The 12,925-nt window shown below is 70.9% G+C and carries 11 protein-coding genes; 6 read left to right on the forward strand and 5 right to left on the reverse strand.

Translation table 11 applies throughout. The features are described 5' to 3' along the window. Positions 1 to 278: 278 nt before the first annotated feature. The 4 genes from ABZU53_RS20295 (at position 279) to ABZU53_RS20310 (ending at position 2,320) form a co-directional block, all read left to right on the forward strand. Complete coding sequence (locus ABZU53_RS20295) at positions 279 to 542, forward strand: hypothetical protein (protein WP_355067014.1); 264 nt, start codon at positions 279 to 281, stop codon at positions 540 to 542. Between the two features lie 273 nt (positions 543 to 815). Then, positions 816 to 1,469, forward strand: a complete 654-nt coding sequence (locus ABZU53_RS20300; RefSeq protein ID WP_355067015.1) for a hypothetical protein — start codon at positions 816 to 818, stop codon at positions 1,467 to 1,469. Further along, the gene (locus ABZU53_RS20305) at positions 1,456 to 1,881 is read left to right on the forward strand and encodes a hypothetical protein (RefSeq protein ID WP_355067016.1); all 426 of its coding nucleotides are present in this window, start codon (positions 1,456 to 1,458) and stop codon (positions 1,879 to 1,881) included. The genes ABZU53_RS20300 and ABZU53_RS20305 overlap by 14 nt, the downstream gene beginning before the upstream one ends. A 7-nt stretch (positions 1,882 to 1,888) precedes the next feature. Further along, positions 1,889 to 2,320 (forward strand): hypothetical protein, encoded by a 432-nt coding sequence (locus ABZU53_RS20310; RefSeq protein WP_355067017.1) that lies wholly within the window; start codon positions 1,889 to 1,891, stop codon positions 2,318 to 2,320. Between the two features lie 393 nt (positions 2,321 to 2,713). Here the strand turns inward: ABZU53_RS20310 and ABZU53_RS20315 are convergent, their stop codons facing one another. From ABZU53_RS20315 to ABZU53_RS20330, 4 genes are all read right to left on the reverse strand, one after another. Further along, positions 2,714 to 5,170, reverse strand: coding sequence for a glycoside hydrolase family 2 protein (locus ABZU53_RS20315; RefSeq protein WP_355067018.1), 2,457 nt, complete (start codon positions 5,168 to 5,170; stop codon positions 2,714 to 2,716). Further along, on the reverse strand, positions 5,167 to 6,009 hold the full coding sequence (locus ABZU53_RS20320; protein WP_354858738.1) for a carbohydrate ABC transporter permease: 843 nt from the start codon (positions 6,007 to 6,009) through the stop codon (positions 5,167 to 5,169). Before ABZU53_RS20320 ends, ABZU53_RS20315 begins: the two co-directional genes overlap by 4 nt. Positions 6,010 to 6,071: 62 nt before the next feature. Further along, positions 6,072 to 7,088 (reverse strand): sugar ABC transporter permease, encoded by a 1,017-nt coding sequence (locus tag ABZU53_RS20325; protein WP_355067019.1) that lies wholly within the window; start codon positions 7,086 to 7,088, stop codon positions 6,072 to 6,074. Positions 7,089 to 7,166: 78 nt separating this feature from the next. Further along, the gene (locus ABZU53_RS20330; protein WP_355067020.1) at positions 7,167 to 8,447 is read right to left on the reverse strand and encodes an extracellular solute-binding protein; all 1,281 of its coding nucleotides are present in this window, start codon (positions 8,445 to 8,447) and stop codon (positions 7,167 to 7,169) included. Between the two features lie 401 nt (positions 8,448 to 8,848). Here ABZU53_RS20330 and ABZU53_RS20335 point away from each other — a divergent pair, with 401 nt between their 5' ends. Next, the gene (locus tag ABZU53_RS20335) at positions 8,849 to 9,868 is read left to right on the forward strand and encodes a LacI family DNA-binding transcriptional regulator (protein WP_354858684.1); all 1,020 of its coding nucleotides are present in this window, start codon (positions 8,849 to 8,851) and stop codon (positions 9,866 to 9,868) included. Positions 9,869 to 9,882: 14 nt separating this feature from the next. On the opposite strand, the gene ABZU53_RS20340 is transcribed toward ABZU53_RS20335, so the two are convergent. Then, on the reverse strand, positions 9,883 to 12,312 hold the full coding sequence (locus ABZU53_RS20340) for a GGDEF domain-containing phosphodiesterase (protein ID WP_355067021.1): 2,430 nt from the start codon (positions 12,310 to 12,312) through the stop codon (positions 9,883 to 9,885). Positions 12,313 to 12,527: 215 nt separating this feature from the next. On the opposite strand from ABZU53_RS20340, the gene ABZU53_RS20345 reads away from it, so the two are divergent. Then, entirely contained in the window at positions 12,528 to 12,920 is a 393-nt protein-coding gene (locus ABZU53_RS20345; protein WP_354858679.1) for a PH domain-containing protein, read from the forward strand. Positions 12,921 to 12,925 lie beyond the last annotated feature (5 nt).

Below are 12,925 nucleotides of genomic sequence, written 5' to 3' on the forward strand. Positions count from 1 at the left end.
ACTTCCCTGTTGTTGCTGCCTGCGGCGCGCGTGAGGCAGCAACAACCCTGATGTTGCTCGGATCTTTCGAGGGAGCTTCCCCATTCAGGTGGTCCGGTTCGCAACGAGACTCGCGCCCAGTTCTCCGGCGCTCAATCGCTCTCCTCACTGGAGATGGAAGGCGTGGACGGCCGCAGAGCACCTGTGAGCAGCGGGGCTGCAACCCACCTTCATCTCCGATAGTGTCCGTCCGACCACGCAAACGTGAACTCGTTGCGCGATCGGCAGATGGAGGCGGAATGGCCAGCATCGAGGAAGTCAAGGCGGCGCTGATGCAGGCCGCCGAGCAGGGCAATGTGTCGGCCAACCAGATCCGAGCCGCCGCCGAGAACACCGAGCAGATGCTGACCCGGCTACGTGCCATCGCCGCCGGCACCGGACACCCGACCATCGCCGATGCCATCGCCCGGGGCGAGCAGAGCAAACAGCGTCTGGCCGAGGCCATGACCCTGGTGCAGGGCAGCGCGGAGGCGGCACGCCGCTACATCGGCGTACTCGGCTGACCACCGAACCTTCACGATGAGCGTCGGCGAGGTCAAGGTAGCCCTGCGTGCCGCCATCGAAGCGGCTCTTCACGGGAGGGACGTCTTCGATAGGGCATCCGCCGGGGCGAAGGCAGCGAGCGCAGCGGCAGAAGCCACCCTGAACGGCAGCCGAGACGAGGACGTGAGAGCCGTCCAGCAGGCACTCGCCGCCGCGAGTGCCGAGGTTGAGCCGACCCGCCGCCGATTCGTCAACACTGCGGAACGCGCAACCCGCTACCTCAATCAACTCGGATGAGCGGCAGCATCGGCGAACTCGTCGCGCAGCTTCTCGTCGTACGCGGACAGCTCGACGCCGCCGCCGTCAGGGCCTTACGCGCCCGCACGGACGCGGAGCATGCCCTGGCCCTCTTGAACGATGTCCGGCGGGGTAGCAGCGACCGACAGTTGCGGGAGGCCGCCACCGAGGCCGAGGTCGCCCGTGACAAAGCCGGGCGCTACGCCCGCCTCTTGGCCGACGCCGCCCGGCACATCACCCGGTACATCAACACCATCGCCCCCGGCGCCGCGTCATCCGGGCCAGACGATGCCGCATCACCATCAGGCGAACGGCTGGTGGAGGAAGCCGAAGGCCGCAGCAGCAAAGCAGAGGCGTTCCTCCGCCGTCACGTCAAGAAAGCGGATGACTCCGAGGACACCCTCAAGCAGACGGAGCAATCGATCACCACTGGCCTTCGCGAGTTACAGAAGAGTCTGAAGGGTTCGGGCTCGACTGGTAGCACGACGTCGACCCCCGCCAACCCCGGCGCGCCGGCTGACCGGCCCCAGTTGGAGCACCCCGTCACATCAGTCATCATGGCTGCTGGCGCGGTCGTCGTAGGACTTCGAGGGGCCTGGAACATGGCAAAGAAGCGCCGCGAAAGGAAGCGATCTGATGAGCAGCCCTGAAATGGTCGACTACATCCGGACGATGATCAGAGGCGACCACGAGGCCAACGATCGGATCGAGGCCCGCCTCGACGAGCTTGGCTGGGATGGTTTTCCAACCCTGCTCGGTGCTGTCTTCTACTTCGCGGTCAACCGACGCTTCAACGAGCAGACCGCCCCTGGTGAGATCATGCGATTTGTCGCCGACATGCGAGCGAGCACACCGGCCGGCGCACCAGAGATCGACGCCAACGCGGCCGAGCGGCTGATCGGCGCCGCACTGAACCCGAACATCGAGACGGACATCGATCCTGAGATGGCCGGGAGGGTCCAGGGTCTGGTGATCTTGCGCATTTTGGGTCACGGCGGCACTTCGGACGAAGATCTGGACGGGCTCCTCGCCGAGGCGGCAGACCTGGCCAGCCGGGTGTGAGCTGCTCTTGAGGGCAAAGGCGGAGTTCAGCGATCTGATCCGCGCGATGGTGAGGCGTGACTGGGGCACGGTGGACCAACTCCTGGACGGGTTGGAGACTTCCGGTTGGCAGAGCGGTAACCAGGTGATCGGCGCGGCGTTCGCCATCGCGGTGAACGACCGCTTCGCCGGTGGCGGCTCTCCCACCGAAGTCACTCGTTTTGTGACCGAGACTCTCGCCCAGTTCCCCGGAGCCCAATCGCTTCCCACGCTGGAGATGGAAGGACTCGTCCGCGCGGCTCTCGGTGAAGTCGGCTTCATCGACAATCTCAGCCCAGAAACAGCGCTCCAGATGCAGATCGTCTTCCTCGGCAAGCTGCTTCAAGACCGCAATCCCGACGAGACGCAGTTGGAGGAGTTCATGGCAGACGTGGAGCGGACAGCCGCCGAGTACCTCTAGCCCCGCGCCCTGAGCGCGGGGCCGTCAGTAGTACTCGCGGATGTAGCCACCTCCCCAACTGGGACAAAACTAGGCTTGACTTCGACGACTTTCGTAACGGCATCGACGCCGCAATCGAACGAGCGCAGACGCTTGCCTCTCCGCCTGGCGCAAACCCCTCAACCGCGGTTTGGCGGCTGGCGCTGGCGCTCCGGCGACAGTGACAGCGCTCGGAGCCCTCGACGTTCGGTCGCGGCCCTGGCATCTGGTCCAGCATGCGTTCGGCTGGGTCGCCGTGACATTGAGCGGTATACCTCAGAGGAATATTCATTCCCCTGAGGTATACCGCTCAGTGACGTATCCGCCCCGGCCGAGGTCACGGGCGGTGACCTCCGCCGATCGGGCTAGGTCAGGCTAGGTCCGTGCCGACGCGAGGTCGTTGACGCAGCGCAGCACCGGGCGCGCCGTCAACGCAACGGTGTCCAGCGGAGCCCCGGACCGCACGGTGAACGTGACCGTCTCGCCGGGCAGCAGCGTGACCAGGGCCTCGTCCACAGTGGCCGCGGGGTCCAGCCGGTCCGGGAAGAGGGTCAGGTCGCGCAGCACCGTACCCGCCGTCACCCGTACCCGCTGACCGCCGTCGACCGGTTCGACGGTCGCGTCCCAGGCCGGCGCCGGCCACTCCACGTCCCGGTCCTCGGCGAAGAACCACAGCGCCCGCTCCACGGCGTCGCCAGCCTCCGCGACCAGCAGCTCACGGCGGCTCTCGTCCGGCCGCGCCAGCTCCGCCGGCAGCGCCAGCACCACCGCCGAGTACGCCGGGACGTCGAGGTCGACCGAGGTCTTCGCCCTCGGCTCCCCGGTGAGGGTGGCGCGCGTGACCGTGGCCGGCGCGCTCCATGCCTCGGCTGTCTCGTTCACCGCGACCAGGGCCAGGCCGCCGTCGCGGGGCTGCACGGTGAGCAACCGGTCGGCGTACGCGTGGCGCAGCGCGTACCACAGGGGTTTGCGGCGGCCGTCGCCGTCGACGGCCGACCAGGAGGTGACCGGCCAGCAGTCGTTGAGTTGCCAGACGATGGTGCCCGCGCAGACGTCCCGGTGCGACCGGAAGTGCTCGACCCCCAGTTGGATGGCCCGCGCCTGGTTGAGTTGGGTCAGGTAGTGCCAGTCGTCGAAGTCCACCGGGGCGGGCAGGTGCGCGTCCAGGCCTCGCTGGAGCTTGGCGTCACCGTCGGCGGCCTTCTGGTGGTGCGCCATGCCCGGCGAGTCGGGGGCGAGGGGTTCGTCGCTCAGCGCCCGGCGCAGGGTGGCGTACGCCGGTGGGGCCTGATAGCCGAACTCGGCGACGAAGCGCGGGACGTACTCCCGGTATTTCGTGTAGTCGTCGGTGTTCCACACGTCCCAGATGTGGGTGGTGCCGTGCGCCGGGTCGTTGGGGTGGATCGTCTCGGTGCCCGACCAGGGGCTGCCCGGCCAGTACGGGCGGGTCGGGTCCAGCTCGCCGACGATGCGGGGCAGGACGTCGAGGTAGTAGCCGCGTCCCCAGGTGCGGCCCGCCAGGGGTTCCTGCCAGTCCCAGTCGTGCCAGCCCCAGATGTTCTCGTTGTTGCCGGTCCACAGGACCAGCGACGGGTGGGGCGTCAGCCGGGTCACCTGCTCGGCGGCCTCGGCGGCGACCTCGCTGGCGAACGGCTCCTCCTCGGGGTACGCGGCGCAGGCGAAGAGAAAGTCCTGCTGGACGAGCAGCCCGCGTTCGTCGGCGAGGTCGTAGAAGTCCTCCGACTCGTACCGGCCGCCGCCCCAGACGCGCAGCAGGTTGACGTTGGCCCCGATCGCCTGGTCGAACCGCCCGGCCAGCCGATCCCGCGTGATCCGGGTGGGGAACACGTCGTCGGGGATCCAGTTCACGCCGCGCACGACGACCGGAACGTCGTTGACCGACAGCACGAACGGGGTGCCGTGTTCGTCGGGTGTGGTGTCCAGTCGCACCGAGCGGAAGCCGACCCGCCGCGACCAGCCATCCAGGGTCTCGCCGTCCGGCGCGTGCAGGGTCACCTCCAGCAGGTGGCGGGCCTGTTCGCCGTACCCCCGTGGCCACCACAGCGCGGGCTCGCGGACGGTGAGGCTCAGCACGGCCGTGCGCTGCCCGGCCGGGACGACCACCTCGGCGCTGACGCCTCCGACGGCGGCGCGCACGGTCAGCGGGACGGCCGCGACCCGCTCGACCTCGACGTGCACGTCGACCCGGCCGTCACGGCCGGCGAGGGTGACCAGCGGGCGGACGGTGGCCAGCCGGGCGGTGGACCAGGCGTGCAGGCCGATGTCCTGCCAGATGCCGGCGGTCACCAGCGTGGGCCCCCAGTCCCAGCCGAAGTTGCAGGCCATCTTGCGGACGAACTGGAAGGGCTCCGGATACGCGTTGGGGCGGTCGCCGAGGCGGTCACGCTGCGCCTCGGCGTAGCGGTAGGCGGAGTCGAACGCGACGGCCAGGTCGTTGTCGCCGTCGCGCAGCAGCGAGGAGACGTCGAAGCGGTGGCCGCGGTGCATGTTCTCGGTACGGCCGACCTCGACCCCGTTGACGCTGATGGCGGCGACCGTGTCCAGGCCGGCACAGACCAGGTCGACCCGGTCGTGGTCGCCGGGTGGGCGGCGGAAGGTCGTTCGGTAGTGCCAGTCGGTGCGCCCGATCCAGGCCAGGGACAGCTCGTTGTCGTCGAGGTACGGGTCGGGGATCAGCCCGGCGTCGAGCAGGTCAGTGTGCACGCAACCGGGCACGGTCGCCGGCACGGCCTGCCCGGCGATCGCGGCCGGCACCTGCGCTCCGGGTGCCGCCCGCAGGGTCCAGCCGTCGTGGAGTGCCTGTCGACTCAAGACTTCACCGCGCCTTCCATGATTCCGCGGACGATCTGTCGTCCACCGAGAAACAGCATGATCAGTAGGGGGATGGTCGCCACGAACGCCCCGGCGAGCACCCGACGGTAGATGACGTAGTTGCCGCTGGCCAGGTCGGAGATGGCCACCATCGAGGTCGGGAAGTCGGTGCCGCTCAGGGTGATCAGCGGCCACTGGAAGTCGTTCCAGGTTGCCACGAAGGTGAGCAGGCCGAGCACCGCGAGGGCCGGCCGGATCGCCGGCAGGACGATGGAGCGGTAGACCCGCATGGTGGTGGCCCCGTCCATCCGCGCCGACTCGATCAGCTCGTCGGGCACGGTGTTGAGGATGAACTGCCGCATGTAGAAGACGCCGAAGGCGGTGACCAGGCCCGGCGCGATCACGGCCAGCAGGGTGCCGTTCCAGCCCAGCTTGCCCATGACGATGTAGAGCGCGACGACGCCGAGCTGATTGGGCACGGTGAGGGTGAGCACCACGAACAGCATCAGCCACCGGCTCCCGGCGAAGCGCAGCTTGGCGAACGCGAACCCGGCGAGCGAGCAGAAGAACAGCATCGAGGCGGTCACCACGGTCGCGACGATGACGCTGTTGACCAGCGACGCGGCGAAGTACACGTCCTGCAGGGAGAAGACCTCGTCGAGGTTGACGAGGAAACGGTCACCGGGGATCACCGTCGGCGGGAGCTGCGCCAGCGCCTCGTCGTCGCTGGTGGCGATGACGAACATCCAGTACAGCGGGAACGCCGCGAACAGCATGGTGGTGGCGAGCAGCAGGTACGTGCCGAGGCCGGCCGGGGTCTCCTGCGGGGCGCGGCCCATCAGGGCGGCCCGCCGGCGGCTCTTCGTGGCCGTCGGGCGGGGCGGTGCGGTGTCGACGGCGCTCACCTGGATCGCCCTCCGGAGAGTCGGTTGGTCAGCAGGGTGTTGATCCCGGCCACGACCAGGATGATCAGGAAGAGTGCCCAGCTCATCGCGGCCGCGTACCCGAGATTCAGGTCCTTCCAGCCGACCTTGTAGATCAGCTGGGCGATGGTCTGCCACTCGCCGTTCGGCCCGCCGGTGGCGGCCTGCGCCTGGAGGTCGAACAGCATGGGCTCGACGAAGAGCTGGAACCCGCCGATGGTGGACAGGATGACGGTGAACACGACGACCGGCTGGATCATCGGCACGGTGATCCGCCAGAGCTGCCGCCACGGGCCGGCGCCGTCGACCGCCGCGGCCTCGTAGACGTCCCGCGGGATGGACTGCATGGCGGCCAGGTAGAGCAGCGCGTTGTAGCCGATCCACTTCCAGTTGACCATCGTGGCGATGGCGATCCAGGAGTGCACCTTGTCGGCCCGCCAGTCGATCGGGTCGTCACCGCCGACACCGAACAGGCCGAGCGCCCAGTTGGCCATCCCGAAGTCGCGGGAGAAGAAGACGCTGAACACCATCGTCGAGGCGACGATCGGTGTGACGTACGGCAGCAGCACGCCCACCCGCCACCAGGTCTGCGCCCGCAGCCGCCGGTTGAGCAGGGACGCCACGATCAGCGCGAGCAGCAGCTGGGGCACCGAGGACAGCAGGAAGATGCCGAAGGTGTTGTAGAGGGCGTTCCAGAAGTCCTCGTCGCCGAGCAGCTGCTGGAAGTTGCCCAGCCCCGCCCAGCCGGTCGCGTCGGGGTCGTCCAGCCGGTAGTTCCGGAGGGCCACCACGCCGTTGAAGATCAGCGGGAACAGCCCGAACGCCAGGAAGAGCAGGAAGAAGGGCGCGATCAGCACGTACGGCATGTAGCGCGAGTCGAACCGGTGCAGCCGGTCGCGCCAGGCGAGTCGGGGGCGGGCCGGGCCGGTGTCGTGGCCGGGCCGCCCGGCGGCTGGTCGGGCCGACGGCTCGGGCGCGGCGCGGGTCGTGGACATCGGGGCACTCCAGGGCCGAAGAGACAGGGGTACGACTGGGCGGAGGCGGGCCGTGTCCGGCCCGCCTCCGCAGCGGGCTCAGGAGCTGCTGGCCTTCTCGGCCTCCTTGACCGCCTCCGCCCAGGCGGCGTCGGACCTGAGGGACTTGTTCTCCACCCGGCGGATCACGTTCTCCACCGCGACCCGGGTCGGGCCGTTCTTCCTGCCCAGGTACTGCGGGGTCAGGCCCTGCGCCATCTTCGGGAAGATCTGCCCGACCGGCGCGTTGGTGAAGAACGGGTTCTTGAACTCGGCGATGGCCGGGTCGCTGTAGAGGGCCGGCTGCGAGGGCAGGTTGCCGACCTTCTTGAAGATCTCGATCTGCTGCTCCGGCTGGACCAGCCACTCCACCAGCTTGTACGCCTCGTCGACGTGCTTGCCCTGCTTGGGGACGGTCAGGAACGAGCCGCCCCAGTTGCCGCCACCGCCGGGCACCGCGGCGATGTCCCACTTGCCCTGGGTGCCGGGAGCGGTGTCCTTGATGTGGCCGAGCATCCACGCGGGGCAGGCGAGGACGGCGAAGGCGCCGCTGGTGAAGCCCTTGTCCCAGTCGGCCTGGAAGCTGACCAGGTTGGCCGAGAGCCCGGCGTCGATGGCCTTGGTGGTGTAGTCGAACGCGACCTTCGGGCCCTGCTCCATCTGGAGCTGGTCCTGCTCGTTGTAGAAGCCGACGGGCTGCTGGCCGAGGATCGGGTTGAACAGGTTGGTGCCGGCGTCGATGAACTTCTTCCTGGTCTTTCCGGTGTACTGCTGGCCGACCTCGATGAACCTGTCCCAGGTGGGCCAGAGGGCGGATACCTGGTCGCGGTCGGTGGGCAGGCCGGCGGCCTTGAACAGGTCGGTGCGGTAGCACATGGCCAGGCCGCCGGTATCGGTGCCGAGGCCGATCTGGGTCTTGCCGTCGGCCGACAGCGACTGCTTCCACTTCCAGGGCAGGTACTTGCTCTCGTACGAACCGGCACCCTTGTCGAGCAGGTTGACGAACTTGTCCGACTGGCCGCGGAACTGGACCATGAAGCCCTCGTCGATGGCCGCGATGTCCGGTGCGCCGGAGCCGGCGACGAGCTTCTTCTGCAGGTCCTCGTGCTGGGCGTTGTACTCGCCGGAGTTGAGCTGGATCTTGACGTTGGGGTTGGCGGCCTCGTACTTCGTCTTGAGGTCCTGAAGGCCGAAGTCACCCCAGAAGTTGATTTTCAGGGTGACCTGCCCGTCGGCCGCGTCGGATTCCTGCCCGCTCCTGCCGCTGCACGCGGCGACCAGGGCGAGGCCGACGGCACCTGCGGCGACCGTGCGGGCCCACCGGGTCCAGGACCGTTTCATGTCATCCCTCCGAAGGTATGGAAACGCTCCCGACATCGAGAGACGTTGACTGAACCGGATAAGTTCCGTCACCGTACGGTCCGGTTCCAGGAGTGTCAACGGGTGGTGAACCGCGACGAGCGTGGATGCGCAATGCGGCGTGTGGGAGCGCGATCATGCGTGGTGGAGCGCGTTCTCCCACAGTTTCCGGCGGGCTCGGGACAGCCCAGCGCCCTCCCGCACGGGTACGCTGAACCGGGCAAGCTTCCGCCGGCCGCAGCCGTTTCGGGACGATGCGCGGTCGCCGTCGGTCGCCGACGCCGGCTGCGCTAGGTTGAGGCCGCCAACGGGGGCCACGGGCCGGCCCCGGCCGTGGCAGTCAGCCGACCCCCGACCCGGGGCGAGAGTGGAGGAGCACGCCGGTGAAGCGGCCGACAATCGCCGACGTCGCCCGTCGCGCGGGCGTGTCCAAGGGTGCCGTGTCGTACGCGCTGAACGGGCAGCCCGGGGTGTCGGAGGCCACCCGGCAGCGCATCCTCGCCATCGCGACCGAGATCGGATTCAGCCCGAGCAGCGCCGCGCGGGCGCTCTCCGCCGCCACCGCCGGCGCCGTCGGTCTGGCCCTGTGCCGGCCGGCCCGGACGCTGGGCGTCGAGCCGTTCTTCATGGCGCTGATCAGTGGCGTGGAGGCCGAACTCTCGGCCCGCTCGTACGCGCTGACCCTGCAGGTGGTGGCCGACCACGACGCCGAGATCGCGGTGTACCGGCGCTGGTGGGGCGAGCGCCGGGTGGACGGGGTGCTCGTCTGCGACCTGCACACCGACGACCGCCGCATCGCCGCCCTGCAACAGCTCCAACTGCCGGCCGTGGTGATCGGCGGGCCGGGCGGCACCGGCGAGCTGGCCAGCCTCTGGTCCGATGACGCGGTCGCGCTGACCGAGGCGGTGGAGTATCTGGTGGCGCTCGGCCACCGCCGCATCGCCCGCGTCGGCGGCCTGCCCGACCTGCGACACACCGAGATCCGTACCGACGCCTTCGCGGCGGTGTGCCAGCGCCTCGGCCTGGCCGAGGCGGTCACCGTCTTCTCCGACTACAGCGGCGAGGAGGGTGGGCGGGTCACCCGCCGACTCCTCAGCTCCGCCGCGCGGCCCACGGCGGTCATCTACGACAACGACGTGATGGCCGTCGCCGGGCTCTCGGTCGCCCAGGAGATGGGCCTCACCGTGCCGGACGACCTGTCCATCGTGGCCTGGGACGACTCGCCACTGTGCCGGCTGGTGCACCCGCCCCTGACGGCGCTGGGCCGCGACATCCCCGCGTACGGCGCGCACGCCGCCCGCCACCTGCTCGCCGTCATCGGGGGGCAGCCGGCGACGCGCGTGCAGGACGAGAGCCCCCAGCTGACCCCGCGCGGCAGCACGGCGCCGCCACGCGGGAAGTGAACCGGTTCAGTGACTCAGCGGGACGCCGAGGGGAACTCCTCGAAGTACGCCTCGACCCGTTCGGCGGTGGCCGGACGGGCCAGCGCGAAGCCCTGCCCGTAGCGGCAGCCGGCCCGACGCGCCCCCTCGACCTGGGTCGGTGACTCCAACTCCTCGGCGACGATCTCCACACCCAACCGCTCGCCCACGCTGACCACGACGTCGATCAGCGGCGGCTGCCCCGCCGGCTGCGCCCCCACCAGCTCGGGGCCCACCTTCAGCAGGTCGATCGGCAGGCGGCGCAGCTGCGCCAGGGACGCATGCTCGGCCCGGAAGTCGTCAAGCGCGGTGCGGACGCCCAGCGACCGGAGCCCCGCCAGCCGGGCCACCACCGTCGACAGGTCAGCGCCGATCCTCGGCTCGGCCACCTCCACCACCAGCCGCTCCGGCGACACCCCGTACGCGGCCAGCACCGCGGCGGTGCGCTGCACGAAGTCGGGGACGGTCAGCTCCCGGGTGGTCACGTTGACCGCCATCCACAGCTCACGGGGGCCCGCCGACCAGTCGGCCAACTGCCGGCAGGCCCGGTCCAGCACCCACCACTCGAACTCGCCGACCAGATCCAGATCCTCGGCGACCGGCAGCAACTCGGCCGGAAGCACAGTGCCCAGCACCGGGCTGCGCCAGCGCAGAAGCGCCTCGGCGCCCACCGGCTGCCGGTCGGTCAGGTCGAGCACCGGCTGATAGACCAGGTCCAGCTCGCCCCGCGCCACCGCGCCGGGCAGCTCACGTTCCAGGTCGAGCCGGCGCACCAACTGCTCCTCCAGGAACGCGTCGTACCACTCGACCCGGTCCCGGCCGAGCTGCACCGCCCGCCGCCGGGCCAGCTCGGCCTGACGGAGCACGTCGGCCGGTCCGGATCCACTCACCTCGGCCAGCCCGATGCTCGCCTGCACGCGCAGCACCGACCCGGCCGGTTGGTACGGCGGCGTGAGCGCGGTCAGCAGCCGGGTGCCCAGCGCGTACGCCAGCACCGGCCCGGCGCCGGTGACCACCGCGAAGCCGGTGCCGGTGCAGCCGGTCACCAGGTCGTCGGGCCCGACGACCGCGCGGGCCCGCAGGACCGCCTCGGCCAGCACGTCCTCGCGCGCCACCGGGCCGAGCCCGTCCGCACCGTGCAGCTCCACCAGCAGCAGCGCACCGGCCGGCGCGGGCACGTCGCCGATGGCGGCGAGGGCGTCCAGCAGCGCCGCCCGCTCCCCGGCCGATCCGGACCGGTGGTCGAACGTCGACCAGGCGACACCCGCGTCGAGGCCGGTCGTCGCGGCGGCACCACCGTCGGGGGGCCAGGCTTCGTCGACGCCGGAGATGGCGGTCGCGCCCCCGTCGGACGGCCACGGCGCGGCGTCGGGGCACCTGTCGTGCGCGGGCGCACCCTCGGTCGTACCGGGAAAGGGCGGTTGCGCCGACCGGCGGCGCCGGACCGCGTGGTCGGCGCGTCGGCGGTGCGCGGCGTGTCGCTCCCCGGCGCCCGCGTCGCCGCCGCGCAGCAGCTCCCGCAGGACCAGTGGTGGCACCGCCGCCAGGGCGAGCAGCACACTCGTCCGGTCCGGAGTGCGGCCGGATACAACCTGCAGGCCCGCCGCCAGCAGCAGCACCGACGCCGGAAGCACCACCCGTGGCCAGGTCGCGGCGGGCGGGCCGGTCACCGGCTGCGCGCTGGCCGTCGCCACCGCGGACTTCGCGCCGAGTGCGGTCAGCAGCATCCCGAGCACCAGCGGCGGCACCGCCAGCAGCGCCGCCCGGCCCGTCGGGACGGGTGGCAGGACCGTCAGCAGCGCCAGCCCGACCAGGGTGAGCAGGACTCCGCCCCGGCAGACCGCGCCGCCCGAGCGCCGCCCGGACCCGGTGAACGCGCTGAGCGCGGCCATGCCCAGCCCTCCGAGCGCCAGCGCCGCGACCAGCCGGGCCGGTGCCGGCAGGGTGTCGAAAGGGAGCAGCAACCAGCCGGCGAGGGTCAGAACGAGCGTCGGGCCGGTCGCCTCGACCAGCCCTCGCAGCCGCGCCGCCCCCGGCGGACGAGCCGGAAGCCGAAGCAGCCCGGCCACGGACAGGACCGCCACGGTCAGCGATCCGAGCAGCGCGGCAGCGCGGTGCCCGGCGTCGACCAGCGGCAGCGCGGCGGCGACGCACCCGGCCGCCACCACCGCCGCGTCGAGCAGTACGGCGGCCGCCCGCCACGGGGGGTCGGTGGACGGCGGCTCGCTGGATCGGTGGCTGGCGAGCCGGGAGAGTCGTACGCCGGCGAGGGTGGCGCCCGCGCCGCCGGACAACGCGATCACCACCGGGGTCGGGACCAGATCGGCGGCCCCGACGAGGACGAGCAGCGCCACGGCCGTGGACACGGCGACCTCCGGGGTCGCCCGGCGGGAGACGAGAACATGGAACGGGTACGCGAGGAGCACGGCGGTCGCCTTCGTGAGGGGGCACGGGGCGGTGCGGCGGTGCGGGGCGGCGGACGTTGCGGGTCCGCTGCCCAACAGTGGGGAACGACCGGCGACCAGATTGGTTACGCGTCGGTCACCGGCCTGAAGCAGTGACCCGTGTCACTGTACGGCGTCCGGGGCTCCGTGCGCCGCCCGCCGCGACCCGCGTCGACCAGGGGTGGGATCATCGCAGGGTGAGTACGCCCGACACGGTCCGCTTCCGGTACAACCAAGCCATCCTGGCCGCCGCCGTCATCGCCTTCATCGGCGCCCTGCCGCTGGCCAACGCCCGGGCGTACCTGCTGCCGGTGCTGCTCGTCCCGCTCGCCGTCGGGGTGTGGGCCTGGCGGGCCGGCACCGACGCCGACTCCCGGGAACTGCGCCTGCGGGCGCTGTTCGGGCAACGTCGGATCGACTGGGACCGGGTCGTCGAGCTGGCCACCGACGCGCGCGGGCGGGTCGTCGCCCGCCTCGACGACGGCCAGCAGGTCGGTCTGCCGGCGGTCCGCGGCACCGACCTGCCCCGACTGGTCTCGGCCACCGGCCAGACACTGCGGGACGAGGCCGCCGAAACACCCGGCCCGTGAGCCCG

Origin of the sequence: Micromonospora sp. NPDC005194 (assembly GCF_040608335.1) — a bacterium.
In the GTDB taxonomy this organism is placed as follows: domain Bacteria; phylum Actinomycetota; class Actinomycetes; order Mycobacteriales; family Micromonosporaceae; genus Micromonospora.

What these genes read in the sequence shown, in the direction of transcription:
- ABZU53_RS20295 (WP_355067014.1), top strand. Translation starts at nt 279, where the DNA reads ATGGCCAGCATCGAGGAAGTCAAGGCGGCGCTGATGCAGGCCGCCGAG.
- ABZU53_RS20300 (WP_355067015.1), top strand. Translation starts at nt 816, where the DNA reads ATGAGCGGCAGCATCGGCGAACTCGTCGCGCAGCTTCTCGTCGTACGC.
- ABZU53_RS20305 (WP_355067016.1), top strand. Translation starts at nt 1,456, where the DNA reads ATGAGCAGCCCTGAAATGGTCGACTACATCCGGACGATGATCAGAGGC.
- ABZU53_RS20320 (WP_354858738.1), bottom strand. Translation starts at nt 6,009, where the DNA reads ATGGGCCGCGCCCCGCAGGAGACCCCGGCCGGCCTCGGCACGTACCTG.
- ABZU53_RS20325 (WP_355067019.1), bottom strand. Translation starts at nt 7,088, where the DNA reads ATGTCCACGACCCGCGCCGCGCCCGAGCCGTCGGCCCGACCAGCCGCC.
- ABZU53_RS20330 (WP_355067020.1), bottom strand. Translation starts at nt 8,447, where the DNA reads ATGAAACGGTCCTGGACCCGGTGGGCCCGCACGGTCGCCGCAGGTGCC.